26 protein-coding genes and 1 tRNA gene are annotated in these 25,463 nt (G+C 72.4%); 15 read left to right on the top strand and 12 right to left on the bottom strand.

Features of this window, described 5'->3' with window-relative positions:
• Positions 1–133 precede the first annotated feature (133 nt).
• The 3 genes from otsB to ACFV9H_RS37225 form a co-directional block, all read right to left on the bottom strand.
• Positions 134–982, bottom strand: coding sequence for a trehalose-phosphatase (otsB, locus tag ACFV9H_RS37235; RefSeq protein ID WP_385407566.1), 849 nt, complete (start codon positions 980–982; stop codon positions 134–136).
• A gap of 53 nt (positions 983–1,035) precedes the next feature.
• Positions 1,036–1,272, bottom strand: a complete 237-nt coding sequence (locus ACFV9H_RS37230; protein WP_376658593.1) for a DUF3263 domain-containing protein — start codon at positions 1,270–1,272, stop codon at positions 1,036–1,038.
• A 341-nt stretch (positions 1,273–1,613) separates the two neighbouring features.
• Entirely contained in the window at positions 1,614–2,924 is a 1,311-nt protein-coding gene (locus ACFV9H_RS37225) for an extracellular solute-binding protein (RefSeq protein WP_385407564.1), read from the bottom strand.
• A gap of 210 nt (positions 2,925–3,134) precedes the next feature.
• Here ACFV9H_RS37225 and ACFV9H_RS37220 point away from each other — a divergent pair, with 210 nt between their 5' ends.
• The 3 genes from ACFV9H_RS37220 to ACFV9H_RS37210 all read left to right on the top strand — a co-directional run bounded on the left by ACFV9H_RS37220 (position 3,135) and on the right by ACFV9H_RS37210 (position 6,255).
• A complete protein-coding gene (locus tag ACFV9H_RS37220) occupies positions 3,135–4,067 on the top strand; it encodes an ROK family protein (protein WP_385407569.1) in 933 nt (310 codons plus the stop codon).
• Positions 4,067–5,218, top strand: coding sequence for an N-acetylglucosamine-6-phosphate deacetylase (gene nagA, locus ACFV9H_RS37215; protein WP_385407562.1), 1,152 nt, complete (start codon positions 4,067–4,069; stop codon positions 5,216–5,218). Before ACFV9H_RS37220 ends, nagA begins: the two co-directional genes overlap by 1 nt.
• Before the next feature lie 113 nt (positions 5,219–5,331).
• Positions 5,332–6,255 carry a 1-phosphofructokinase family hexose kinase gene (locus tag ACFV9H_RS37210; protein ID WP_385407560.1) on the top strand — a complete coding sequence of 308 codons (924 nt, stop codon included), beginning with the start codon at positions 5,332–5,334 and terminating at the stop codon, positions 6,253–6,255.
• 67 nt (positions 6,256–6,322) lie between these two features.
• Here the strand turns inward: ACFV9H_RS37210 and ACFV9H_RS37205 are convergent, their stop codons facing one another.
• Both ACFV9H_RS37205 and cdgB read right to left on the bottom strand, forming a co-directional pair.
• Positions 6,323–7,348, bottom strand: a complete 1,026-nt coding sequence (locus ACFV9H_RS37205) for a CBM35 domain-containing protein (protein ID WP_385407557.1) — start codon at positions 7,346–7,348, stop codon at positions 6,323–6,325.
• Positions 7,349–7,416: 68 nt separating this feature from the next.
• On the bottom strand, positions 7,417–9,153 hold the full coding sequence (gene cdgB / locus ACFV9H_RS37200; protein WP_385407554.1) for a diguanylate cyclase CdgB: 1,737 nt from the start codon (positions 9,151–9,153) through the stop codon (positions 7,417–7,419).
• A gap of 298 nt (positions 9,154–9,451) precedes the next feature.
• Between cdgB and ACFV9H_RS37195 the strand changes: the two genes are divergently transcribed.
• Positions 9,452–10,021 (top strand): flavin reductase family protein, encoded by a 570-nt coding sequence (locus ACFV9H_RS37195; protein WP_385407552.1) that lies wholly within the window; start codon positions 9,452–9,454, stop codon positions 10,019–10,021.
• Between the two features lie 243 nt (positions 10,022–10,264).
• On the opposite strand, the gene arfB is transcribed toward ACFV9H_RS37195, so the two are convergent.
• Positions 10,265–10,690 carry an alternative ribosome rescue aminoacyl-tRNA hydrolase ArfB gene (gene arfB, locus ACFV9H_RS37190; protein ID WP_385407549.1) on the bottom strand — a complete coding sequence of 142 codons (426 nt, stop codon included), beginning with the start codon at positions 10,688–10,690 and terminating at the stop codon, positions 10,265–10,267.
• A gap of 178 nt (positions 10,691–10,868) precedes the next feature.
• Here arfB and ACFV9H_RS37185 point away from each other — a divergent pair, with 178 nt between their 5' ends.
• Both ACFV9H_RS37185 and ACFV9H_RS37180 read left to right on the top strand, forming a co-directional pair.
• Positions 10,869–11,444 (top strand): TerD family protein, encoded by a 576-nt coding sequence (locus ACFV9H_RS37185; protein WP_385407547.1) that lies wholly within the window; start codon positions 10,869–10,871, stop codon positions 11,442–11,444.
• 109 nt (positions 11,445–11,553) lie between these two features.
• A complete protein-coding gene (locus ACFV9H_RS37180) occupies positions 11,554–12,078 on the top strand; it encodes a GNAT family N-acetyltransferase (protein WP_385407545.1) in 525 nt (174 codons plus the stop codon).
• Here ACFV9H_RS37180 and ACFV9H_RS37175 read toward each other — a convergent pair.
• On the bottom strand, positions 12,075–13,529 hold the full coding sequence (locus ACFV9H_RS37175; protein ID WP_385407543.1) for a M1 family metallopeptidase: 1,455 nt from the start codon (positions 13,527–13,529) through the stop codon (positions 12,075–12,077). The two genes, ACFV9H_RS37180 and ACFV9H_RS37175, sit on opposite strands and share 4 nt — an antisense overlap.
• Before the next feature lie 41 nt (positions 13,530–13,570).
• Positions 13,571–14,128, bottom strand: a complete 558-nt coding sequence (locus ACFV9H_RS37170; protein ID WP_385407540.1) for a heme-binding protein — start codon at positions 14,126–14,128, stop codon at positions 13,571–13,573.
• Positions 14,129–14,611: 483 nt separating this feature from the next.
• Here ACFV9H_RS37170 and ACFV9H_RS37165 point away from each other — a divergent pair, with 483 nt between their 5' ends.
• The 3 genes from ACFV9H_RS37165 to ACFV9H_RS37155 all read left to right on the top strand — a co-directional run bounded on the left by ACFV9H_RS37165 (position 14,612) and on the right by ACFV9H_RS37155 (position 16,995).
• Entirely contained in the window at positions 14,612–15,787 is a 1,176-nt protein-coding gene (locus ACFV9H_RS37165) for a sensor histidine kinase (RefSeq protein WP_385407537.1), read from the top strand.
• The gene (locus ACFV9H_RS37160; RefSeq protein WP_385407535.1) at positions 15,784–16,407 is read left to right on the top strand and encodes a response regulator; all 624 of its coding nucleotides are present in this window, start codon (positions 15,784–15,786) and stop codon (positions 16,405–16,407) included. Before ACFV9H_RS37165 ends, ACFV9H_RS37160 begins: the two co-directional genes overlap by 4 nt.
• Before the next feature lie 84 nt (positions 16,408–16,491).
• On the top strand, positions 16,492–16,995 hold the full coding sequence (locus tag ACFV9H_RS37155) for a hypothetical protein (protein WP_385407533.1): 504 nt from the start codon (positions 16,492–16,494) through the stop codon (positions 16,993–16,995).
• 189 nt (positions 16,996–17,184) lie between these two features.
• Here the strand turns inward: ACFV9H_RS37155 and ACFV9H_RS37150 are convergent, their stop codons facing one another.
• Complete coding sequence (locus tag ACFV9H_RS37150; RefSeq protein WP_385407530.1) at positions 17,185–17,859, bottom strand: pentapeptide repeat-containing protein; 675 nt, start codon at positions 17,857–17,859, stop codon at positions 17,185–17,187.
• 161 nt (positions 17,860–18,020) lie between these two features.
• Here ACFV9H_RS37150 and ACFV9H_RS37145 point away from each other — a divergent pair, with 161 nt between their 5' ends.
• A complete protein-coding gene (locus ACFV9H_RS37145) occupies positions 18,021–19,013 on the top strand; it encodes a zinc-binding dehydrogenase (RefSeq protein ID WP_385407528.1) in 993 nt (330 codons plus the stop codon).
• A gap of 10 nt (positions 19,014–19,023) precedes the next feature.
• Here the strand turns inward: ACFV9H_RS37145 and ACFV9H_RS37140 are convergent, their stop codons facing one another.
• On the bottom strand, positions 19,024–19,497 hold the full coding sequence (locus ACFV9H_RS37140) for a GNAT family N-acetyltransferase (RefSeq protein WP_385407525.1): 474 nt from the start codon (positions 19,495–19,497) through the stop codon (positions 19,024–19,026).
• Between the two features lie 22 nt (positions 19,498–19,519).
• A complete protein-coding gene (locus ACFV9H_RS37135; protein ID WP_385407522.1) occupies positions 19,520–20,347 on the bottom strand; it encodes an aminoglycoside phosphotransferase family protein in 828 nt (275 codons plus the stop codon).
• Between the two features lie 78 nt (positions 20,348–20,425).
• Between ACFV9H_RS37135 and ACFV9H_RS37130 the strand changes: the two genes are divergently transcribed.
• Entirely contained in the window at positions 20,426–20,827 is a 402-nt protein-coding gene (locus ACFV9H_RS37130; protein ID WP_385407520.1) for a VOC family protein, read from the top strand.
• A gap of 204 nt (positions 20,828–21,031) precedes the next feature.
• Positions 21,032–22,414: an NAD(P)/FAD-dependent oxidoreductase gene (locus ACFV9H_RS37125; protein WP_385407518.1), complete on the top strand. Its 1,383-nt coding sequence runs from the start codon at positions 21,032–21,034 to the stop codon at positions 22,412–22,414.
• A gap of 64 nt (positions 22,415–22,478) precedes the next feature.
• On the opposite strand, the gene ACFV9H_RS37120 is transcribed toward ACFV9H_RS37125, so the two are convergent.
• Positions 22,479–22,552, bottom strand: a tRNA-Thr gene (locus tag ACFV9H_RS37120).
• 371 nt (positions 22,553–22,923) lie between these two features.
• Here ACFV9H_RS37120 and ACFV9H_RS37115 point away from each other — a divergent pair.
• From ACFV9H_RS37115 to ACFV9H_RS37105, 3 genes are all read left to right on the top strand, one after another.
• Positions 22,924–24,018 (top strand): ABC transporter ATP-binding protein, encoded by a 1,095-nt coding sequence (locus tag ACFV9H_RS37115; protein ID WP_385407516.1) that lies wholly within the window; start codon positions 22,924–22,926, stop codon positions 24,016–24,018.
• A 163-nt stretch (positions 24,019–24,181) separates the two neighbouring features.
• Positions 24,182–24,595, top strand: coding sequence for a hypothetical protein (locus tag ACFV9H_RS37110; RefSeq protein ID WP_385407514.1), 414 nt, complete (start codon positions 24,182–24,184; stop codon positions 24,593–24,595).
• Positions 24,596–24,623: 28 nt separating this feature from the next.
• Complete coding sequence (locus tag ACFV9H_RS37105; RefSeq protein WP_385407511.1) at positions 24,624–25,382, top strand: NDP-sugar synthase; 759 nt, start codon at positions 24,624–24,626, stop codon at positions 25,380–25,382.
• The last annotated feature ends 81 nt before the right edge of the window (positions 25,383–25,463 follow it).

Below are 25,463 nucleotides of genomic sequence, written 5' to 3'. Positions count from 1 at the left end.
GGGCTGGATTTGGCTGACGCCGTGCGCAATCCAGCCTCGCCGGCGTTTGAGGCGCGGGTCTGGGCGGAGCCCAGGGGGCCGCGCAGCGGCACCTTCAGCCTCGCCGGGAACAGGGGCCAGGCAGCGCGGCCCGCTACGGGCGGACGGCGGCGGCCAGGTCCGCCAGGAAGGAGGCGACGGCCGCGGGGCCCGGCAGGACCAGGTCGGCTCGGGCGGCCAGCTCGGGGACCTCCGCGGAGCCACTCGCCACCAGCAGCCCCGGCAGGCCCTCCGCCCGCCGCTTCTCCACCGCCGAGTACGCCGCCAGGTCACCCAGGTCGTCCCCCGCGTACAGCACGGCCTCCGCCGACCGCTCCGCGAGGAATTCCGTCAGGGCGACGCCCTTGTCCATGCCCGGGGGCCGGAGCTCCAGGACCGCCCGCCCCGGTTCCACCATCAGCCCGTGCCGCGCCGCCAGCTCGGCCAACGGTTCGCGCAGGGCCGCGAAGGCCGCCGCGGGATCGGAGGCCCGCCGGGTGTGCACCGCCAGCGCCCGGCCCTTCTCCTCGATCCAGGTGCCGCGCCACGCCCCGATCGAGTCGAGGAAGCCCGGCAGCTCGGCCCGTACCGCCGCCACCCCCGGGTGCTCGGCGGGGGCGTGCACGATTCCGGTGACGGCGTCCCACCGCTCGGCCCCGTAGTGGCCGAGGACCACGAGGTGCTGCAGCTCGGGGACCCCCGCGAAGCCCCCGTACCGTACGGCGACGCCCGCCGGCCGGCCGGTGATCACGGCGACCGAGTCGACTTCGGGGGCGAGGGCTGCGAGGGCCGGGACGGCCCCGGGGTGGGCTCGGGCCTGGTCCGGGTCCGGGACGATCTCGGCGAGGGTGCCGTCGAAGTCGAGGGCGACCACGGAGCGGCGGGGTGCGCGGAGCAGGGCTTCGAGTCCCTCGCGTCCGGCTGCGGTGACGGGCATCGGCAGGTGGTGCGGAGTGCTCCCCATACGGATGACCCTAATGGCCCAGCCGAATCGCGGCTACGGGGCCCACGGCCCCGCTACCGCCGCGCCCGCTGCGCTTCGCGTATGCGCCGCAGCCGGTTCACCGTGCCCGGGGCGTGGGCGAGTGCGCGCGGGTCGTCCATGAGGGTGTTGAGCAGCTGGTAGTACCGGACGGGCGTCATACCGAGCCCTTCCCGTATGGCCCGCTCCTTGACCCCGGGCCCGGGCCAGGTCCGGCCTTCGTACGCGAGCACCGCGGCCTCGGTGGCCGTCAACTGCCCCTCGTCCGTCATACGGCCAGATTAACGCCGCCCACCGACACCCACCCCCGGCCTCCGGCAGGGCCGAGGTTTTGGCCGACGGGGGGAGCGGGGGCACTGCGGGGCGTCCCCGCAGGACGAGCGCGCAACCACCGCTCACGTGCCGCAGCACTGCCCGCAGGCGCGAGGACGAGGAGACGCCCCGGAGGGACACCGCGGACCAGGCCGCGCGGTCACGGCCCCCGCCCGGGGAAAACCTCAGCCTCTCCGGCGATTGAGGAGCGGGGCCCGGGGCAGCGCCCCGGCAACGGCGCCGCACCCGCCCGCCCGGCAAGCGCAGCGCAAAGGCAGCGCAGCGCAGCCCAAAGGCAGGGTCACCGCGCGTCGGCCGCCCGCGCCGCCGTCGCGATGTCCTCCAGTACCTTCGCGGGCTGCCCGCCCGGCTGCACGGTGGTGCCGATCTTCTGCTTGATGTCCTCGCTGACGCCCGCCCAGGACTTCTTGCCGACGGGGTAAAGCTTCGCGTTCGGCAGGGCGGTCAGGAAGGTCTTCAGCTGCGCCGCGGAGCCTCCCGTCCGGGCCTCCATGGCGCGGTAGCCGCTCGTGGTGGCCGGCAGCAGGTCGTACGTGCCGGTGAAGGCCGTCACGTTCTGCGGCTCGTACAGGTAGTCCAGGAACTTCCCGGACTCCTTGCGGTGCCCGTTCTTGAAGGCCATGACCCAGTCGGCGACGCCCATCGCCGAGGGGTCGGAGCCGTCGGCGGTCGGCAGCGCGACCATGCCGAACTTCACGCCCTTGGCGGCGGCCTGCTTCAGCAGCGTCGGGTGTCCGTTGAGCATGCCGACCTCGCCCCGCGTGAAGGCGTCGAAGGCGGCCTGCCGGTCGAGCTTGCCCGGTTCGACGGAGCCGGTGAGGCCCTGGCCGACCATCTTGTCCCGGAGGAACTCCAGGGCCTTGATGTTGTCCGGGGAGTCGATGGCGTACCCCTCTTCGTTGTCGGTGTAGCCGCCACCGCCCGCGAGGGTCCACATCATCGTCTCGGCCTGTGCCTCCTCGCGGCCCAGCGGCACCGCGAAGGGGGTGGGGACGCCGGCGCCCTTGAGCTTCTTGGCCGCGGCCTCCAGGTCGGCCCAGTTCTTCGGCTGCCAGCCGGCGGCCGCGGCCTTGGCGTCCTTCCCGATGACGCCCGCGTCCGTCAACAGCTTCTCGTTGTAGAAGAGCAGCCTGGTGCTGGCCACGAAGGGCAGCCCGTACTGGACGCGCTTGACCTTGCCCGCGTCGGCGAGGGGCGCGAGGAAGTCGGCCTCGGTGCGTACGGAGAGCAGTTCCTCGGCCGTGTACAGCTTTCCGGCGGCCGCGTAGTCGGCGTACGCGCCGATCTGGGCGATGTCGGGGGCCTTGCCAGCCTTGACCATGCCGGCGACCTTGGCGTCGACCTCCGACCAGGAGTAGACGCTGACCTCGACGTGCACGCCCGGGTTGGCCTTCTCGAAGCCGTCGGCGAGGCCCTTCCAGTAGGCCGCGGAGGAGTTCTGCGGATTGTCCCCGTAGTCGGCCGCCACGACCCGCAGGGTCACCTCGTTGTCCCCGGTGAGTCCCTCGGCGGCTCCGCAGCCGGTGAGTGCCACAGCGGTCAGGCACAGTGCGGCGCCGGTCGCGGCCAGGCTCTGGTAACGGCCCTTCACGGTTCTCGATCCACCCCTTGTCGTACGTACGATCCACGTAAGGTCTACACCACTTTGGCGGCTCGTCCACATCCGGAACGGCGCCGTGTCCGGTTCGTTGCCGGACCGGGCCCCTGACCTCGGTCCCGAATTTGTATGGCCACTCAACAATCCCCCTCACTGGACTAGACCTTTCCCCGCCGAGCACGCGAGACTGTCCCTGTGAAACCCGTGAAACACGTCATCGCCCTCGATGTGGGCGGCACCGGGATGAAGGCCGCCCTGGTCGCCGCCGACGGCACCCTGCTCCACGAGGCCCGCCGCGCCACCGGCCGCGAGCGGGGCCCCGAAGCCGTCGTCGAGACGATCCAGGACTTCGCCGCCGAGCTCCTCGACACCGGCCGGGAGCGCTTCGGCGAGCCCGCCTCCGCCGCCGGAGTCGCCGTCCCCGGCATCGTCGACGCCGACAACGGGATCGCCGTCTACGCGGCGAACCTGGGCTGGCGGGACGTACCGATGCGCGAGCTGCTCGGCAGGCGCCTCGGCGGCATCCCCGTCGCCCTCGGCCACGACGTCCGCACGGGCGGACTCGCCGAAGGCCGCATCGGCGCCGGCCGGGGCGCCGACCGCTTCCTCTTCGTACCGCTCGGCACCGGCATCGCCGGAGCCATCGGCATCGCCGGCCGCATCGAGGCCGGCGCCCACGGCTACGCGGGCGAGATCGGCCACATCGTGGTGCGCCCCGGCGGCCCCGCGTGCGGCTGCGGCCAGTACGGCTGCCTGGAGACCCTCGCCTCCGCCTCCGCCGTCAGCCGCGCCTGGTCCGCCGCCTCCGGCGACCCCGAGGCCGACGCCGCGGACTGCGCCAAGGCCGTCGAGTCCGGTGACCCGCGCGCCCGGGAGGTCTGGCACGGCGCGGTCGGCGCCCTCGCCGACGGGCTGGTCACCGCGATCACGCTGCTCGACCCGCGCACGCTGATCATCGGTGGCGGGCTCGCCGAGGCGGGGGAAACCTTGTTCACACCACTACGGACGGCCGTGGAGGAGCGCGTGACGTTCCAGCGGCTGCCCCACATCGTTCCGGCGGCCCTCGGGGACACCGCCGGATGCCTGGGCGCAGGGCTGCTCGCCTGGGACCTACTCGCCACGGAGGTACCTGCCTGATGTCCGGAAGCGCACACAGCACCGTTCTTTCCGGCGCCAGGGTGGTGCTGCCCACCGGGATCGTGGCGGGTGGCCGCGTCATCGTCGAGGGCGACCGGATCGCCGGCAGCGCCCACGAGGGCGCGCGGGTCGTCGACCTGTCGGGGCACTGGATCGTCCCCGGCTTCGTGGACATGCACAACCACGGCGGCGGCGGCGCCTCCTTCACCTCCGGCACCGCCGAGGAGGTCCTGAAGGGCGTCCGGACCCACCGCGAGCACGGCACCACCACGCTGGTCGCCTCCACCGTCACCGGGGAGCTGGACGAACTGGCCCGGCGCGCGGGGCTGCTGGCCGAGCTCACCCAGCAGGGCGAGATCGCGGGCATCCACTTCGAAGGGCCGTTCATCAACGCCTGCCGCAAGGGCGCGCACAAGGAGGAACTGCTGCGCGACCCCGACCCGGCCGAGGTCCGCAAGCTCGTCGACGCCGCGCACGGCACCGCGCGCATGTTCACCCTCGCCACCGAACTGCCGGGCGGCCTGGACTCCGTACGGCTGCTGGCCGAACACGGCGTCATCGCCGCGATCGGCCACACGGACTCCACGTACGAGCAGACGCGCCAGGCCATCGACGCGGGCGCGACCGTCGCCACTCACCTGTACAACGCGATGCCCGGCATGGAACACCGGGCCCCGGGCCCGATCGCGGCGCTGCTGGAGGACGAGCGGGTCACCATCGAGCTGATCAACGACGGCGTCCACCTGCACCCCGCGATGCTGGAACTGGCCTTCCACCACGCAGGCGCCCACCGGGTGGCGCTCATCACCGACGCGATGGACGCGGCCGGCTTCGGCGACGGGACCTACCACCTCGGCCCGCTGGAAGTCGAGGTCAAGGAGGGTGTGGCCCGGCTCGTCGAGGGCGGCTCCATCGCCGGCTCGACGCTCACCCTGGACACCGCCTTCAAGCGCTCGGTCACCCTCGACAAGCTGCCGGTGGAGTCCGTGGTCCAGGCGATCTCCGCCAACCCGGCCAAGCTGATCGGCCTCTACGACGAGATCGGCTCGCTGGAGCCCGGCAAGTACGCGGACCTCGTCGTCCTGGACGCCGCCTTCGACCTGAAGGGCGTCATGCGGCGCGGCGAATGGATCGTCAACCCCGCCGCCTGAGCGGTGTTCTGACGGCCAAGCGGCGGTACGGAAGAAGGCGGTCGGCCCCGAGAACTGGGCCGACCGCCTTCCGTTTGGCATGATCCCGGCAGCAACAGACCCGGGGGTGCCCAATGATCCTGACCGTGACGCTCAACACCGCGCTCGATGTCACGTACCGCGTGCCGCGACTGCTTCCGCACGCCTCGCACCGGGTCACGGCCGTCACCGAACGCCCCGGCGGCAAGGGGCTCAACGTCGCCCGGGTGTTGGCCGCGCTCGGCCACGAGGTGACGGCGACGGGCTTCGCGGGCGGCCCGGTGGGCGCCGTCGTACGGGAGCTGCTGGCCGCCGGGGCCCCCGGAGTGACCGACGCCCTCGTGCCCTGCGCGCAGACCACCCGCCGCACCCTCGCCGTGGTCGACGAGGCCTCCGGCGACACCACCCAGTTCAACGAGCCCGGCCCGCTGGTCACCCCGGCGGAGTGGTCGCTGTTCCTGTCCCGGTACGAGGCCCTGCTGGCCGGCGCCCGGGCGGTCGCCCTGTGCGGGAGCCTCCCGCCGGGCGTGCCCGTGGGCGCGTACGCGGTGCTCGTCCGCCAGGCCCGCGCGGCCGGGGTACCGGTCCTCCTGGACGCCGGCGGGGAGGCCCTGCGCCGCGGGGTCGCCGCCCGCCCGGAGATCATCAAGCCGAACGCCGCCGAGCTGGCCGAGCTCACCGGCTCCCGCGACCCGCTGCCCGCCACCCGCGACGCCCGCCGCCGCGGCGCGCACGCGGTGGTCACCTCGCTGGGCCCGGCCGGCCTGGTGGCCGCGACCGCCGGGGGCACCTGGCAGGCGGCCCCGCCCCGCCCGCTGTCCGGGAACCCCACCGGAGCGGGCGACTCCGTGGTCGCCGGCCTGCTGTCCGCCCTGGTGGAGGGCCTGGACTGGCCGGAACGCCTGACCCGCGCGGTGGCCCTGTCGGCGGCCACGGTGCTCGCCCCGGTGGCGGGAGAGTTCGACCCCCGCACCTACGAGGAGGTCACCCGGAGCGTGGCGGTCACCTCGCTCCCGTGACGGCGCGCGGGAAGACGGAAGGGGAGGCACCCGTGAGGGCGCCTCCCCTTGCGTCTTCGTCCTGCCGTCAGCGCTTGATGTGACCCGAGCCCAGCTCCAGCTGGTCGAAGATCGCGTCGCACTGGTTGCCGGGCTCGCACGAGATCTTCAGCGCGTTCGAGCCCTTCTTGAGGGTGATCCACGCGTAGGTGCGCGTCCAGCCCTTGTCCCAGGCCCCGTCCGCCGCCTTGGCGAAGTTGGACAGGTTCAGCGACTGGTTCGGGCTCTGCCCGTTGACCGTGAGCGTCGCCTTGCCGTCCTTGCCGGGAACGCCGTAGTTGACGAACAGCGTGTAGTCACCCGCCTCCGGCACCTCCACCGTCCAGGTGAGCGCCGCACCGGGCTGGTTGAAGCCGCCGACGTACTGGCCGCTCGAACTCTTCGAACCCGGCACGGCACTCTCCGGCCTCGCGCCACCGCTCAGCACCATGCCCGCACCGGCCGCCTCGCCCTTCGGCAGCGGGGCCTGCGACGCCTGCGGGGAGCTCGGGGGCGGGCTCGACGGGTTCTGCGGGGCGGCCGACTGCTGGTTGCCGCCCGCGTTGTCCTTGTTCTTGTCCTTGTTCTTGTCGCCGAAGGCCACGGCCGCACCGATGCCGATCGCGACCGCGGCGACCACCGCGACCGCCGCGATCAGCAGGCCCTTGCGGCTGGAGCCGCCGCCGTGGCCACCGTGGCCACCGGAGTGCGAGATCGCCTGGGTCTGGTGCTGCGGGGGCTGCTGCTGCGGCGGAACGCCGTAGCCGCCCGCCTGGAGCGCCTCCGGGGCCTGGTACTGCGCCTGGTAGGGCTGCTGCTGCGCGGGCACCTGACCGCGCTGGCCGCCGTTCCTGCGCTCGCCGACCGTCCGCACCTGGTGGTGGGAGGTACGGGGAACTCCGGGCTGCGCGCCGGAAGGACCGCCTGCCGCGGGCCCCGGGTAGCCGTATCCACCGCCCTGACCGGGCGGGACGGCACCGGCGGCCTGGCCGTCCGCGTAGAGATAGCCGAACGGATCGTCGTCCTCGGGCTTGTTCGCCCCACCGTGCGGTCCGTTGTTCGCGGGCGTCGTCATCGCAGGTCACTCCTTTCGACCCCCGGGAGCCTACCCCGAACAGGTGCGCCCACGGGTGACAGATCGCCTCAGCCGGCCCTTCGGTGTGCCTTGGAGCGAGACCTTTTCTCGATGTACATGCGCTGGTCGGCCGAGCGCAGCACCTCGTCCGCGGACATGCCGCAGCTGGCCCAACCGATGCCGAAACTCGCCCCGACACGCACCGCACGGCCGTCCACGCGGATCGGCGGGATGATCGCGTTGCGCAGCCGGACCGCGAGATCGGCGGCGTCCGCCGCGCCCAGTCCGTCGGCAAGGACGACGAATTCGTCACCACCCAGCCGAGCGACGGTGTCACCGTCCCTGACGCCCGTCGTGAGCCGCCGGGCCACCTCGATCAGGACCGCGTCGCCCGTGTGGTGCCCGAACCGGTCGTTGATCGACTTGAAGCCGTCGAGGTCGCAGAAGAGCACCGCGAGCCCCTTGGTCCCGTCGTCGATGTCGGTCGCGGGCGCCACCGTGTGCACGTGGTGGTCGTACGGGCCGTCCGGGGCGGCCAGCGCCCCGGGGAACTCGAAGGGGTCGGACGCGACCGAGCCGTCGGATCCGTCGGGCCGGAACTCCGGCCTGAAGTCGGGCCGGAAGTCGGGTTGAAAGCCGTGCTCACCGGCACCACCCGCCTCGCCGTGCACCTCGTGGCCCTCGTAGGCGGCGTCGAGGGCCTCGACGGCGGTGGCCCGTACGGACTGTGGTCTACGGCACAGCCGCGCGCCGAGCCGGGAGCGCAGCTCGGCGCTGTTGGGCAGACCGGTCAGCGAGTCGTGGCTGGCCCGGTGGGCGAGCTGGAGCTCGTGCCGCTTGCGCTCCTCGATGTCCTCGACGTGGGTGAGGAGGAACCGCGGCCCGTCGGCGGCGTCGGCCACGACGGAATTGCGCAGCGAGACCCACACGTACGTGCCGTCGCGCCGCCCGAGCCGCAGCTCGGCGCGGCCGCCCTCGGCGGAGGTGCGCAGCAGGGTGCCGATGTCCTCGGGGTGGACCAGGTCGGAGAAGGAGTAGCGGCGCAGTACGGACGCGGGCCGCCCGAGCAGCCGGCACAGCGCGTCGTTGGTGCGCAGCAGCCGCCCGTGCTGGTCCCCGCCCATCTCGGCGATGGCCATGCCGCTGGGCGCGTACTCGAACGCCTGGCGGAACGACTCTTCACTGGCCCGCAGGGCCTGCTGTTCGCGCTCCAGCCGGACCAGGGCCCGCTGCATGTTCGCGCGGAGCCTGGCGTTGCTGATCGCGATCGCGGCCTGGAAGGCGTACATCTGGAGCGCCTCGCGGCCCCAGGCGCCGGGCCGGCGGCCGTTGCGGGGCCTGTCCACCGAGACGACACCGAGGAGTTCCCCGCCGGACGCGTACATCGGCGCGTACAGCCGGTCCTCGGGGTGCCACTCGTCCTCGAAGCGGGGTTCGGGGCCCTCCGTGTGCCACTGGGGGACGTCGTCCTCCATGAGGACCCAGCCCTCGGTGTGCGGGATGAAGCGGAGGCCGTCCCAGTTCTCACCCATCGTCAACCGGCGTTCCCAGGAGGTGCGGGAGCCGACGCGACCGGTGATGAGGGCCTCGGCGGAGGGGTCTCCGGCGAAGGCGGCGACGACGAGATCACCGTCGGGGCGTACGAGGTTCACACAGGCGAGTTCGTAGCCGAGACCCACGACGATGCCGTCCACGACGGTCTGCAGAGTGTCCGCCAGGCTCCGGGCCGTATTGAGCTCGGCCACCACCCGGTGCAGCTGCCGCAGGGTCGCAAGACGGACGTACGGCTCCGACTCGGTCTCCATTGCTCGCTCTCCCCGAGACCTCGACAGCAACTCCAGGTTTGTCATCGGCGTTTCGTTGCGGTGTCCCGTCCACTGAATCACAGTGAGCTGTGCGGCAGGTACACAGGGTCAACAAATCTTGCTCTCTGTGACTCAAGTCACATGAGATGACCAATAGTGCGCGCGAGGAGCCGGCGGATTGGGAGCGCTCCCGGCCGTTCCGGGGGCAAACATACGCCGCGGCCTAGGTCGAGAGACGGTGGCACGCCTCGGCCCCGGGCCCGATGTGGGCGCGGGGACGCGAGATTAGCGTTCGAGCGTGCCCAAGACGACCCCCGTAACCACCCTTGCCCGACGAAGCCCCCATGCTGAGGGGGTGAGCAACGACGAGTTCCGGGCCGCCATGTCCCGGCTGGCGGCGGGCGTGTGCCTGATCACCGCACACGAAACCCCCCTGACGGCCGACGGTCCGCGCGGTGAGGACGTCGGCATGACGGCGACCGCGTTCATGTCCGTGTCCCTGGACCCGCCCCTGGTACTGGTGAGCCTGCGCGAGGGCTCCCGGATGGACGACCTGTTGGCGGAGCAGCCGCTGTGGGCGGTCTCGGTCCTCTCCGAGCACCAGCTCCAGGTCGCGGGCCGGTTCGCGATGAAGGGCCGGATCAGCGACCGCCTGCTCTTCGCGGACGTCCCGTACGTACGCGGCGAAGCCTCGGGCGCACCGCTGCTGACGGGCGCGCTCGCCACACTGGAGTGCCGTACGGAGAACCGCGTCGAGGCGGGCGACCACACCCTGGTCATCGGCCGCGTCCTGACGGCCGCCCTCCCGAACCCGGACTCGCCCCCACTGACCTACTTCCGCGGCCGCTACCGCCACCTGGGCCAGTAGCCCCGGCAAAATCCAGCCCCGCGTGGCACACCCTCCCCGGCCGCGCCCAGCCTCGCCGGGCAAAACCCAGCCCCGCCGGCGTTTGAGGCGCGGGGTCCGGGGCGGAGCCCCGATCTTTCAGCCTCGCCGGCGTTTGAGGCGCGGGCCCGGGGCGGAGCCCCGATCTTTCAGCCCCGCCGGCGTTTGAGGCGCGGGGTCCGGGGCGGAGCCCCGGCAACGGCGGCGCACCCGCCCGCCCCGGGACTACCAGTCCCGCCCGGTACGCCCCCGCTTCGTCTCCGCCCGGGCCTTCTTCTCCCGCAGCCGCCGCTCGTTGATCCCGCGCGGGATCTTCGTCGCCCGCCGCACCTTCGGCGGCGGCGCCGTCGCCTCCGCCAGCAGCGACGCCAGCCGGACCAGCGCCATCTCCCGATTGCGGAACTGCGAGCGGTGCTCGGAGGCCCGTACGGTCACCACCCCGTCGACCAGCCGCGAGGCGAGCCGCTCCAGCGCCCGCTCCTTCCACACCTCGGGCAGCGCCTTTGTCGCCGCGAGGTCGAAGAGGAGCTCGACGCGCGAGTCCGAGGTGTTGACGTGCTGCCCGCCCGGCCCGGAGGAACGCGAGAACCGCCAGGCGAGCTCCCCCTCGGGGAGCGCGACCGAACCGCGGATGACATAGGGACCAGGCATGCCCCCTATGATCCGCGCCCGCCGCCGCGCCGTCACCCGCATTTACCGCCACGCCGGTACGGTCGTCCCGAATTCACGCGGGAACCTGCCCGCCCCCTCGTGGCGTTATAGGGGTCAGCGGTAATTTGGCCGCCTGTACGTGATGTACGTGCATGTCGGATGAGGAAAGGGACATTCCATGGCTGTCAGCCTGTCCAAGGGCGGCAACGTCTCGCTCACCAAGGAGGCCCCGGGCCTCGCTGCCGTCACGGTCGGCCTCGGCTGGGACGTCCGCACCACCACCGGTGTCGACTTCGACCTCGACGCCTCGGCGATCGCGGTGAACCCGACGGGCAAGGTCGTCTCCGAGGGCCACTTCGTCTTCTTCAACAACCGGTCCACCCCGGACCAGACCATCGTCCACACCGGTGACAACCGCACCGGCGAGGGCGCGGGCGACGACGAGGCGATCAACGTCAACCTCGCCGGCCTCCCGGCCGACGTGGACAAGATCGTCTTCCCGGTGTCCATCTACGACGCCGAGACCCGCAGCCAGAACTTCGGCCAGGTCCGCAACGCGTACATCCGCGTCGTGAACCAGGCCGGCGGCGCCGAGATCGCCCGCTACGACCTCTCCGAGGACGCGGCCACCGAGACCGCCATGGTCTTCGGCGAGCTCTACCGCAACGGCGCCGAGTGGAAGTTCCGCGCGGTCGGCCAGGGTTACGCCTCCGGCCTCACCGGCATCGCGCAGGACTTCGGCGTCAACGTCTGAGTCCGACTCCGGCTCTGACTCTGAGTCCGAGCGACACCACTGGTGGATCCCCCTCCCGGCCGTCCGGGGAGGGGGCTCCCTCAGGGGATGCTCCGTTACCGTTCGGTAGGTGATCCTCCAACCGCTCGTCCCCGTCGACGGCGCACTGCCGGGCCCGGTCCTCACCGAGATCGCCGCCCTCTACTCGACGAACCACGCCTTCTTCGAGCTCAGCGGTGACTTCCCCGACCCCGACCGCATCACGGTCGAGCAGGTCGCGACCGCCCTCGCGGACGAACTCGCCCACGACGGCGCCGAGGTGCTCCTCGCCCGTTCCGCCGGCCGCCTCGTGGGGCTCGCCGCCACCCTCGCCCACCATCCCGACCCGGCCTCCGAGGACCCGGACCCGTGGATCGGGCTGCTGCTCATCGACGCCACCTCGCACCGCGAGGGCCACGGCCGCTCCGTGGCCACCCTGGTCGAAGACCGATTCCGCGCCGCCGGCCGGACGGGCGTGCGGATCGCCGTACTGGACAACAACCCCAAGGCCGTCGCCTTCTGGGAATCCCAGGGCTACGCGTCCCTGCGCCGGGCCAAGGACCGCGAACTGGGCCGCGACTGCACGGTGATGCGCAAGGCCCTCGACACGCTCTAGCGGGGACGGTCCTGCCCGTACAGCCAGACGTCCCAGACCTTCTTCAGGTCGTGGCCCGTCCGCTCCTCGGCGTACGCGGTGAACTCGGCCGTGCTCGCGTTCCCGTGCCGGTGGTCGGCGGCCCAGCCGCGCACCAGGTCGAAGAACTTCGCGTCGCCGACCTCCTGCCGGATCCGGTGCAGGACCATCGCGCCCCGGTAGTACACCGGGTTCCCCGAGATGTGCTCGGGCCCGGGCGGGTCGGCGGGCGGGAAGGCGTCCCAGTCGGAGTCGGCGGCCTCGTCGACGTCGGTGTCGCCGGCCAGGAACGCCTCGAAGTGCTTCTGCGCGCCGGCCCCGCCGTGGTCCTCGGCCCACAGCCACTCGGCGTAGGTGGCGAAGCCCTCGTTCAGCCACATGTCCTTCCAGGACTTCGGCGACACCGAGTTGCCGAACCACTGGTGGGCCAGCTCGTGCAGCACGAGCTCCTCTTCCTGGGGCGCACCGGGGAAGACGGGTCTGGTCTGGGTCTCCAGCGCGTAGGTCAGACTGCCCTTCGGCAGCACGATCGCCCCCGCCGTGGTGAACGGATAGGGCCCGAACCGGCCGCTGCCCCACTCCACCATCTCCGGCAGACGCGCGAGCGTGCCCGCGCTCCCGGCCTCCTCCCCCGGCGCCACCGCGTTGTAGACGGAGACACCCGACGCCGTCTTCCCGGTCGTCACCTTGTACGGGCCCACGACCGCGGTCGCCAGATAGCTCGCCATCGGCTCCGGGCTGTGCCACGCGAACTCGGTCCGACCGTCACCGGTGTCGGTGCGGGAGCGCAACTCGCCGTTCGACAGGGCCTCGTAACCGTGCGGGACGGTCAGCGTGATGTCGTACGTGGCCTTGTCGCTCGGGTGGTGATTGCCGGGGAACCAGGCCATCGACCCGATCGGCTCGCCGACGGCGACGGCGCCGCCGCCATCCGGACCGCCCTTGGTGACGATCCACCCCTCCTTGGAGGAGTCGGCGTCCACGAGGGCCTTCGGCTTGCCGCCGTAATCGACCTCGACGCGGAAGACCTCGCCCTTCTTCAGGTCCTCGGCGGGCCGCACGGTCAGCTCGTTGCCGGTGCGGTTGTGGCGGGCCGGCTCGCCCTGCACGGTCACGCCCTCGACCTTCAGACCGCTGAGGTCGAGGTTGAAGGAGCTGAGTCCCTGCTCGGCGCGGGCCGTGATGACGGCCGTGGCGTTCAACTGCCCGGAGGTGGGGGTCCCCCCGCCGGAGGCAGGGGGAGGGTCGTAGTCCAGGTCCAGCGCGTAGTGGTCGACCTGGTAGCCGCCGTTGCCGGCCTTGGGGAAGTACGGATCGCGCAGCCCGGACGCACCCGGCCGCCCCTGCACCGTGCCACCCGTACACCCCGTGGTGAGGGCGAGCAGGGCGGCTACGGCAGGGACGGCGAGGCGGGAGAGCGCGCGGTGTTCCACGCACTCGATCCTAAGCGGGTGCCCTTCGGAACCTATTTGACCTACTTGGCGAGGGCGTCGACGCCGGCCTTCGCGAACTTCTCGTCCAGGTCGCCGCTCGGGGCGCCGGCCACACCGATACCCGCGACCGGGGCACCGTTCGCCTGGACCGGGACGCCGCCACCGAGGAAGAGGGTGCCGGGGATGTCCTTCAGGTTCGGGGCCTGGGCGAGACGACCCACGAGCACCGAGGTCGGGGCGTTCCAGGACACGGCGGTGAAGGCCTTGCGCTGGGCCGACTCGTAGGACTGCGGGCCGGCGCCGTCGCCGCGCAGGGTGACGATGGTGTTGCCGTTGCGGTCCACCACCGCGACGGTCACCTTCTGGTTCTCGGCCTGGGCGGCCTGGAGGGAGGCCTGGGCGGCGCGGGTGGCGGCGTCGATGGTCAGGTGGGTGCTGGTGGTGAAGTTCTTGTCGCTCACCTCGTCCTTCTTCGCGACGGCGGTGGCCGGCGCGGAGTTGGCGGCGGGGCTGGCGCTGGCGCTGACGGCACCGAAGGTCCCGGCGCCCAGGGCGACGGCGAGGGCGGTACCGGTGAGAACGCGGGTGCGGGTGTTCATCTCTGCTCCTGAGTACGGTGACACGGTGACGGCATCGGGGCGATCGGCGAGCGGGCCGGCGGTGCTGAGCGGCCCGGCTCCTTGCCTGCTCCAAGCCTGAGCCCGAACCCCCCGCCACCCCGTCCCCGTACCGGCTCCCCCCGCCCACCGCACCGGTTGACCCGCGGGTCATCCGATCGGTCGATGCGGACCGGCTCCACGCCGGTATTGGCTGGTCAGACCACACCCAGCCCCGCCGGGCAAACCATCCCCGCCGGGCAGAACCAGCCTCGCCGGCGTTTGAGGCGCGGGGTCCGGGGCGGAGCCCCGATCTTCAGCCCCGCCGGCGTTTGAGGCGCGGGGGCCCGGGGGCAGCGCCCCCGGCAACGGCGCCGCACCCGCCAACCCACCCGCACCGGCAAACCCGGCAAACCCAGCGGCGCCCCCGGCAGCGGCACCGCACCCGGCAGACAATGGACCCATGCCCGAGCCCAGGAGCACCCGGTGAGCCACCCCGCCAACAACCCCGACACCCGAACCCTGGCCACGGTCGCCCACACCGCGTTCTTCCTGCTCCTCGGCGCATCCCTGGCCCGCTTCCTGCTCCGCCACCCCGGCGACCCCCGTACCCCGTGGATCATCGCCCTCAGCATCACCCTGGCCCTGCTCTACGTGCTCGGCCCCGTACTCGGCCCCGCCCTCGGCGCCGCCCCCACCCCCCGCCGCCTCGTCTGGCTCGGCCTGGTCGTCGCCACCTGGGTGGTCCTGGTCGTCCTCGCGCCGAGCTTCGCCTGGTGCGCCGTCCCCCTCTTCTTCACCGCCCTGCGCACCCTCCCCCCACGCGCCGCGATCGTCCTGGTCGCCCTCCTCACCGGCCTCGTCGTCGTCGCCCAGCTCAAGCTCGCCAAGGCCTTCGACCCCAACCTCCTCCTGGCCCCGCCGGCCGTCGCCGCCCTCGCCACCGCCGTCTTCGTCCACATGGAACGCCAGGCCCAGGCCCAGCGCGCGCTCATCGACGACCTGATCCGCACCCGCCGGGAACTGGCCGCCACCGAACGCCGCGAAGGCACCCTCGCCGAGCGGCAGCGCCTCTCGATGGAAATCCACGACACCCTCGCCCAGAACCTGTCCAGCCAGCAGATGCTGCTCCAGGCCGCCGACCGCACCTGGGACACCGACCCGGCCACCGCCCGCGCGCACGTCCGTACCGCCACCGGCATCGCCGCACACGGCCTCTCCGAGGCCCGTCGGCTCGTCCACGACCTGGCCCCCTCCGAGCTCGCCGACGGCGCCGGCCTCGCCGACGCCCTGCGCTCCCTGGACGCGGGCCCCCACATCGAAGTCCGCTTCCACCTGGAGGGCACCTCCAGCCCGCTCCCGGACCGCGTCCAGTCGGCCCTGCTGCGCATAGCCCAGGGCGCCCTCGCCAACATCCGCGAGCACTCCGGCGCCCGTACCGCCGCACTCACCCTGAGCTTCCTCGGGGACCAGGTCGTCCTGGACATCGCCGACGACGGCCACGGCTTCACCGAGCCCCGCCCCGGCGCGGTCGAACGCGGCCACGGCCTCCCCGCCATGCGGGCCCGCGTCCGCCAGCTCGGCGGCACCCTCACCATCGAATCCACGCCGGGCGAGGGCACCGTCCTCTCCGCGGCCATCCCCCTGGAGACAGCCCCATGACGACGATCCTCCTCTGCGACGACCACATCGTCGTCCGCGCCGGACTCCTCGCCCTCCTCGGCAGCGAACCCGACATCGAGGTCCTCGGCGAGGCGGGCAGCGGCGAGGAGGCCGTGGCCCTGGCCGCCAAACTCCACCCCGACGTGGTCCTGATGGACCTCCAGCTCGGCGAGGGCATCGACGGTGTGGAAGCCACCCGCCGCATCACCGCCGCCCCCAACCCGCCGCACGTCCTGGTCCTCACCACGTACGACACGGACGCGGACATCACCCGCGCCATCGGCGCGGGCGCGACCGGCTACCTCCTCAAGGCGGAACGCCCGGAGGAACTCTTCGCCGCCATCCACTCGGCGGCCCAGGGCCGCACCACCCTCTCCGCGCCCGTCGCCAGCCGCGTCATGGCCCACATGCGCGGCAGCCGCCCCACCCTCACCGACCGCGAGCTCGACATCCTCGGCCAGCTCGCGCGCGGTCTGGGCAACCGCGAGATCGCCCGGGCCCTCTTCATCAGCGAGGCCACGGTCAAGACGCACCTGGGCCGCATCTACGACAAGCTCGGCGTCGACACCCGCGCGGGCGCCGTCTCGGTGGCCAAGGAGCAACGCCTCCTCTCCTCTTGACGCGCCCCTCCGGCGGGTCTGTGGCCTGCCCCGAAGCCCCGCCGGCGGTGAGCACCGCACCGGACCCGTGACACCATCGGGTACGTGCTCGACATCGGCTACTCCCTCTCCCGGCGCTTCCCGGACCCCCCGCAGACCGACTACCGCTCGGCGGACGTCCACTCCCTGCGCCACGACCTGTTCTGCGGGGACGTCTACCTCGCGGACACCGTCAAGGACCGGGAGGTGTCCACAGCCTGGGGATGGGTGCCCGTCCTGGACTTCGCCTGGGCGCTGTGCGACATCGTCGAACAACTCGACCAAGATCCCCGGGGCAGCCGTTCCGCCCGCAGCCAGTACGCCGAACTCGACTTCACCGAGTCCACGGACCGCATGCTCTTCGAGCGCCGCTTCGGCTGGGTCGACATCGAGGCCGATTGGATGCCGACCGAGGAAGAACCACTGACCTTCAGCCACCGCCTGCTGCGCCGCGAGGCCCGCGACTTCCTCCACGACCTGATCGCGGACCTCGTCGACATGCACGACGGCCTCGCCGACAACCCGGCCATCTGGATGCTCCAGTCCCGCTTCCCCCGCGTCCCGGCCTAACCCGAGCCGCACCCGGCACACGGCACATTCAGCCCCGCCGGCGATTGAGGCGCGGGGCCCGGGGCGGAGCCCCGAATCCTTAAGCCGCACCCAGCACACGGCACCAGCCACACCCAGCCCCGCCGGCGATTGAGGCGCAGGGCCCCGGGACGGAGTCCCGGCGGCGGCCCGGCCCAACCCACCGGCCCGCTACGGAAGCACCCGCACGCCCAGCTGCGCAGCCATCGCCGGGGCCAGGTCGAACAGCTGCCCCGGGCTGATCACCGCCCCGCCCAGCGCCTCCACCCCGCGCGCGATCCGCAGCTCGGCAGCCGCCCGCAGGTCCACGTCGGTCATCCTCACCCCGCTGAAGTCCACCCCCCGCACCGCGCAGTCCCGGAACTCCACCCGCTCCAGCACCGCACCCCCGAAGTCCGGCTCCACCAGCACGCACCCCTCGAAGACCACGTCCTTGAGCCGTGCCTTCCGCAGGTTCAGGTAGTCGATCTTGCCGCCGCGGACCAGCACCCGCTCCAGCACCGCCCCGTGCAGCTGCACCCCGCCCAGCCGGGCGTCCACCAGCTCCACGTCCCGCCACGACGACCCCGACAGGTCGGTCCCCACCCCCCGGACCCCCTCCAGCACCGAGTCCAGGAACCGCGCCTTCGCCAGCCCCGCCTCGTCCAGCGCGCAGCGCCGCACCGCGCAGTCCATGAACCGCGCCCCGATCCCCTCCTGCCCCACCAGGTCCCGGTCCGTGAACTCCAGCCCGTCGTAGTCCCCGTCCGGCTCCAGCTCACCGCCCTCCCACACCGCCAACTCCGGCAGCCGCACCTCCGGCCGCCGCGCCGCCTTCACCGTCTGTCGTTGGCCTGTGCCCGCCATGCACCCATCGTGGCCGACGGCACCGACAATCCCCGGTCCCTTGACCTCAACCCCGCTTGAGGTCAGAGGCTGTCCGCATGACAACTCCCCTGGACACGCCCGCGAAAGCACCCGCAAATGCACCCGCGAATGCACCCGCGAACCCGCCCGCTGACACCCGCATGAACGCCGTCCTCCTGCACTCCTTCGGCCCCGCCGAGAACCTCTCCTACGAGCCCACCGCCACCCCCTCCCCCGCCCCCGGCCAGGTCCGCATCGCCGTGGCCGCCGCCGGCGTGCACCTCCTCGACACCGCCCTGCGCCAAGGCGTCCAGGGCCCCGCACCCGCCCTCCCCGAGCTCCCCACCATCCCCGGCCGGGAGGTCGCCGGTACCGTCGACGCCCTCGGCCCCGGCACCGACCCCGCCTGGCTCGGCAAGCCCGTCGTCACCCACCTCGGCTTCGCCCCCGGCGGCTACGCCGAGTACGCCGTCGCCGACGCCGACCGCCTCCACGCCGTACCCCCCGGCCTCGACCCCGCCGAGGCCGTCGCCATGATCGGCACCGGCCGCACCACCCTCGGCATCCTCCAGTTCGCCGACCTCGGCCCGCACTCCACCGCCCTGATCCCGGCCGCCGCCGGCGGCATCGGCACCCTGCTCGTCCAGTACGCGAAGAACGCCGGCGCCACCGTCATCGCCCTCGCCGGCGGGCCCGCCAAAACCGCCCTCGCGGCCGCGAACGGCGCCGACCTCGCCCTCGACTACACGGACCCCGACTGGCCCGACGCCGTACGCGCCGCACACCCCGCCGGCGCCACCGTCCTCTTCGACTCCGTCGGCGGCGAAACCGCCCGCACCGCCCTCGGCCTGCTCGCCCCCGGCGCCCGCCACCTCGTCTTCGGCTGGTCCGGCGGCCCGATCCCGCTCACCGACACCGACCGCGCCGACCTCACCGCCCGCGGCATCACCACCCAGAGCGTCCTCGGCCCCGCCATGCTCCGGCGCGTCGGCGCACCCGACCCCATGCGCGTACTGGAGACCCGCGCCCTCGCCGAAGCCGCCGCCGGCCGCCTGCGCCCGGCCCTGACCCGCTACCCGCTCGCCGAAGCCGCCGCCGCCCACCACGCCCTGGAAACCCGCGCCACCACCGGCAAGGTCGTCCTCGAACCCTAGTTCCGCGACCTCACCAGGAACCCAGCTCCGCCAGCGCCCCGTCCGTCAGCCGGTACACCGACCACTCGTCCTGCGGCCGCGCGCCCAAGGCCTCGTAGAAGGCGATGGTCGGCGCGTTCCAGTTCAGCACCGACCACTCCAGCCGCTCGTACCCGCGCTCCACGCACGTCCGCGCCAGCTCCCGCAGCAGCGCCTTCCCGTAACCGCCCCCGCGCACGCCCGGACGTACGTACAGGTCCTCCAGGTAGATGCCGTGCACCCCGCGCCACGTCGAGAACGACAGGAACCACACCGAGAAACCGACGACCTCGCCGTCCTCCGACTCCGCGACGTGCGCGAACACCGCCGGCCGCTCCCCGAACAGCGCCTCCCGCAACTGCTCCTCGGTGGCCCGCGCCTCGTGCGGCACCTTCTCGTACTGCGCGAGCTCGCGGATCATCGCGTGGATGACGGGGACGTCGGAGACGACAGCGTTGCGAATCATGCCTGCACCATAAATCGAGCGGTCACCGCCCGAGCAGCACCCCGGCCACCGCCAACTCCCGCTCCCCCAGCCGCTCTTCCTCGTCCTCCACATCCCACAGGAAGTTCTGCAACACCCGCCCCAACGTCCACGCGCGCGCCCGCTCCCGGTCCGCCCCCACCGCCTCCGCCAACGCCTCGAACCGCCAACGCACGTCCTCCACCCGGAAGTTGTTGACGATCGCGGGCAGCAGCTCGAACCCCGGATCCCCCGACAGCGGCTTCGGATCGATCGCCAGCCACGGCTCGCGACCGCCCGCCAGCACGTTGTCGTAATGCAGGTCCCAGTGCAGCAACCGGTCCCCCGGCTCCCCCGCGACCTCCGCCACCGCCGCCGCGCAGTCCCGCAGCAGCCGCCGCTCCCCCTCGTCCGCCGGCCGCGCGAGCGCCCCCGGTACGGACTCCAGCATCCCGGCGGCGATCTCCCCGAGCCCCCGCAGTCCGGCCGGCGCGGCCCGCGCCGTCAGCCGCGCCAACAACCCGCCGACCACGGCCACCGCCCGCCGCGGATCCTCGCGCGCGAGCGCCGACAGGTGCCGCCCCTCGTCCAGCCGCTCCAGCAGCATCGTGCCCGTGGCCGCGTCGTGCTCCAGCAGGCGTACGCAGCCCTCCCCGCCCCACGCGCGCAGCGCGACCGGCTCCCCCGCGGTCTCCTCGTCGGGCTCCAACACCTTCAGCGCGGCCGCACTCCCGTCGGCCCGCTCCACCGGCAGCACCAGGGCCGTCATCCCGCGCATCGCGGGCCCCGTACGGCGCAGTTCCCACCGCTCCAGATAACGCTCCGCACGCTCCGCACGCACCCGCTCGATCATGCTCCGACGGTACAAGGATCACCCCGCGGCGTAGCATCGGAAGAGAAGGAGCGCACCACCACGAGGAGGTGGACGTCCATGCCTGAGACCCTCGGAATCGGGCACGTCACCCTGACCGTGAGCGACGTGAAACGCAGCGCCGAGTTCTACAACGGCGTGTTTGACACACAGACAGTTCTCGACGTGGAGGACCAGTTCGGCCCGTTCATGGCCGTCGCCTCCCCCGCCCTGGTCATCGGCTTCCGCACGCACCAGTCGACCAACCGGGCCGACGTCTTCGATCCGACCCGGGTCGGACTGGACCACTTCGCCTTCAACGTCGCCGACCGGCCGGCCATCGAGGCCTGGGAATCCCGGCTCGACGAACAGGACATCTCCCACTCCGGCGTCTTCGAGGACCCGAGCGGCGGCCTCCACCTCAACTTCAGGGACCCGGACGACATCGCCCTGGAGTTCTACCTCCCCGCCCCGCAAGGCTGAGGCTGAGGCGGAGGGCAACCTCCCCGCGAAGGGCCCACGCGTGGTACTCGGCGTGCAACCTCGCACCCAAAACACACCAAAACCCCCACCACCCTACGGTCCCCGCCACCCCTCCCACATCGACCATCCGGCCACCCGTCGCCCCCCAAGGCGCGACAACCCGTCCCTGGACACCCCCGCGAAACGCGGTGTACGAACTCCCCCATGACGATCAACGGCGGCATTTCCTTCTGGTACGCGACCGACCACACCACCCCCACCACCCCACCCCGGCCGCCCCTCACCACCAACGCCACGGCCGACGTCGTCATCGTCGGCGGCGGCTACACCGGCCTGTGGACCGCCTACTACCTGAAGACCTCCGCCCCCGACCTGCGGGTCACCGTCCTGGAGCAGAAGTTCTGCGGCTACGGGGCCTCCGGCCGCAACGGCGGCTGGCTCTACAACGGCATCGCCGGCCGCGACCGCTACGCCGCCCTGCACGGCCGCCCGGCCGCCCAGCGCCTCCAGCGGGCCATGAACGACACGGTCACCGAGGTCATGGACGTCACCACCAAGGAAGGCATCGACGCCGACATCCACCGCGGCGGCGTCCTCGAAGTCGCCCGCACCCCGGCCCAGCTCACCCGCCTCAAGGCCTTCCACGCCGCCGAGCTCTCCTTCGGCGAAACCGACCGCGAGCTCTACGACGCCACGCAAACCCACGCCCGCATCAACGTCGCCGACGCCGTCGGCTCCAGCTGGAGCCCGCACGGTGCCCGCATCCACCCCCTGAAGCTGGTCAAGGGCCTCGCCGCGGCCTGCGAACGCCTGGGCGTCGTCATCCACGAATCGACACCCGTCACCGAAATCTCCCCCCGCAAGGCCGTCACCCCCTACGGCACGGTCCGCGCCCCGTACGTCCTGCGCTGCACGGAGGGCTTCACCGCGGCCCTCAAGGGCCAGAAGCGCTCCTGGCTCCCGATGAACTCCTCGATGATCGTCACGGCGCCCCTGCCGGCCTCGACCTGGTCCCAGCTCAACTGGTCCGACAACACGCTCCTCGGCGACATGGCCCACGCCTACATGTACGCCCAGCGCACCGCCGACGACCGCATCGCGATCGGCGGCCGCGGGGTCCCGTACCGCTTCGGCTCCCGCACGGACAACGACGGCCGCACCCAGCCCGCCACCATCGAGTCCCTCACCACCCTCCTCACGACCTTCTTCCCCCAGCTCACGGGCACGGAGATCACCCACGCCTGGTCGGGCGTCCTCGGCGTCCCCCGCGACTGGTGCGCCACCGTCACCCTGGACGCCACCACCGGCCTCGGCTGGGCGGGCGGCTACGTCGGCTCGGGCGTGGCCACCACCAACCTCGCCGCCCGCACCCTCCGCGACCTGGTCCTGGGCGACGCGACGGACCTCACCACCCTTCCCTGGGTGGGTCACCGGGTCCGCCGCTGGGAGCCGGAACCCTTCCGCTGGCTCGGCGTCCAGGCCCTCTACGCCGCCTACCGCGAGGCCGACCGCCAGGAATCAACCACCCACCGCCCGACGACAACCCCCCTGGCCCGCCTGGCCGACCGCATCTCGGGCCGCCACTGACACCCGGCCGCCCGGGACATGCCGAAGGCCCCGGACCAAGCAGGTCCGGGGCCTTCGGGCACAGAGCCCCCTGTCGGGTTCGAACCGACGACCCCCGCTTTACAAGAGCGGTGCTCTGGCCAGCTGAGCTAAGGAGGCAGGCCGCCAACACTCTACACAGGCCGCTCTTCCCCGGGCCATCACATTGAATGCCACTCCCGCGGCACCGGGCACGTTCTTTCGCCGAACACACTCATGTCCGCCCAGCTGCCGTCAGCCCTCCACCGCTTCCGTGAGCGGGCGCAGGGCGAAGACGTGTCGGACCGCGGCGGGGTCGCGGCGTTCACGCGCGTCATCCAAGCATCCGGGTCCGACGGATCGCACAGAGTCCGAAGTCACGGCGGTGCGGGTGCTGACAGGAGGCGGATCGGCGGGTAGCGTCGGGCGGAGTCCACCTAGTGGACTAGACCCATTCTTCCTTCCACTCGGATCGTCCGGCACGTTCCTGCCGGTAGAAGGGATTCATCAGCATGGCTTCTGTCACTTTCGACAAGGCGACCCGGCTGTACCCCGGCGGCGACAAGCCCGCCGTGGACCAGCTCGAGCTGGAGATCGCGGACGGCGAGTTCCTCGTCCTCGTCGGTCCGTCCGGCTGCGGCAAGTCCACCTCGCTGCGCATGCTCGCCGGCCTGGAGGACGTCAACGGCGGTGCCATCCGCATCGGTGACCGTGACGTCACGCACCTGCCGCCCAAGGACCGGGACATCGCGATGGTGTTCCAGAACTACGCGCTCTACCCGCACATGTCCGTCGCCGACAACATGGGCTTCGCGCTCAAGATCGCCGGCGAGGACAAGGCCACCATCCGCCGCAAGGTGGAGGACGCGGCGAAGATGCTCGACCTGACCCAGTACCTCGACCGCAAGCCCAAGGCGCTCTCCGGCGGTCAGCGCCAGCGCGTCGCCATGGGGCGGGCCATCGTGCGCAAGCCGCAGGTGTTCCTCATGGACGAGCCGCTGTCGAACCTGGACGCCAAGCTCCGCGTGTCGACGCGTACGCAGATCGCCGCGCTCCAGCGCGACCTCGGCATCACCACCGTCTACGTCACCCACGACCAGGTCGAGGCCATGACCATGGGCGACCGGGTGGCCGTGCTGAAGGACGGTCTGCTCCAGCAGGTCGACACCCCGCGCAACATGTACGACCGTCCCGCGAACCTCTTCGTCGCCGGCTTCATCGGCTCCCCGGCCATGAACCTGGTCGAGGTCCCGATCACCGACGGCGGCGTGAAGTTCGGCGACAGCGTCGTCCCGGTGTCGCGCGAGGCGCTGTCCGCCGCGGCCGACGCGGGCGACCGCACCGTCACGGTCGGCGTGCGCCCGGAGCACTTCGACATCGGTGACGAGGGCGGTCTGAGCATCGTCGTGAACGTCGTCGAGGAGCTCGGCGCGGACGGTTACGTCTACGGGTCGACCGCTGCGACGCCCGGTGCGGACGCGCAGGACCTCGTGGTCCGCGTGAACGGCCGCCAGGTACCGGAGAAGGGCTCGACGCTGCACGTCGTGCCGCGGGCCGGCGAGATCCACGTGTTCTCGACGTCATCCGGTGAGCGGCTTTCCAACTGACGCCTGAGGGCTCACGGCTGAGGGGCGTCCCGCCAAGGGGCGCCCCTTTTCGTGGCATTCGACCTCTGCACGTCAACCCTTAATTCGAAAAGCCACGTCGAACCATCCCCCGTCAGGGTGACTAAATGTCGCCAAATCTTCACCGAGCGCTACTCTCGCCCTCGTGACCCACACTGCCCGCCGTATCGGCCGTTCCCTCGCCCTGGTCCTGCCCGTCGTCCTGGTCCTCTCCGGGACCCTCGCGGTCACCATGGTCCCCTGGGCGGACAACTCCTCCTCCCAGATCCTGACCGCCTCCGCCGAGGGCGTCTCCGCCCCCGCGAAGCCGCGTGCCGCGCACGAGGTGCTGCGCGACGACCTCGTCGGCGAGCTGCAGCGGGGGAAGGCGCCGGGTGACGTACTCACCGACCTCCAGCAGGAGGTGAACCGGCGACCGTCGCTCGCCGAGCACTGCGTGGGGATCGCGCGGGCGCTGGGGCGGGCCGCCGTCGAGGTCTACGGGCCGACGAAGGCGCAGTCCTTCGCGCGCCCCGTGTGCGACACCGCGTACGCGACCGGCGTCGCCTCCATGGGTTGAGGCTCGCCGCCTCCCTACGCTGGCTTCCATGAACGAAACCTCCCGATCCGCCCCTCCCGCAGCCGCGTTGCCCGCCGCCCCCACCCAGGCCGTCGTCCTGGCGGGCGGCCAGGGTTCGCGGCTGCGGCCGTATACGGACGACCGGCCGAAGCCGATGGTCGAGATCCCGGGTACGGGGATGCCGATCATCGGGCACCAGCTGGCCTGGCTGGCCTCGGAGGGGGTCACGGACGCGGTGGTGTCCTGCGGGCATCTCGCCGAGGTGCTCCAGGAGTGGCTGGCGGGGGCCCGGTTGCCGTTGCGCGTGACGACGGTGGTGGAGGAGGAGCCGTTGGGGCGCGGCGGCGGGCTCAAGTACGCGGCCCGGCACCTGCCGCACCCGGACCGGGCCTGGTACGCGACGAACGGGGACATCTGGACCCGGTTCTCGCTGCGCGAGATGGCGGCGTTCCACGACGAGCGCGGCGCCACGGCGACGCTCGCGCTGGCCCGGCCGCGGATTCCGTGGGGGGTGGTGGAGACGAACGAGTTCGGGCAGGTGCTGGACTTCATCGAGGCGCCGCCGTCGCCGTATCCGGTCAATGCCGGGGTGTACGTCTTCGGGCCCGAATTCGCGGCGCTGCTGCCGGACTTGGGGGACCACGAGCGGACGACGTTCCCGCGCCTGGCGCGCGAGCGGCGACTGGCGGGCTTCCCGCTGCCGCAGGGGGCCTACTGGCGGGCGATCGACACGGCGAAGGACCTGACCGAGGCCGCAAGGGAGTTGGCGGCTCAGACGGCCCCCTGAGGCCTCTGCCACCCTGCCCCGCCTTTCCCACGATGCTCCGCGGGCGCCGGAGCGGCCGCGCGCACGGGAAGGGCCCGGCGC

The organism is Streptomyces sp. NPDC059874, assembly GCF_042731135.1.
Lineage (GTDB): Bacteria > Actinomycetota > Actinomycetes > Streptomycetales > Streptomycetaceae > Streptomyces.
Note: the sequence above shows the minus strand (reverse complement) of the source record. Positions and strands in the feature narration are given on the sequence as shown.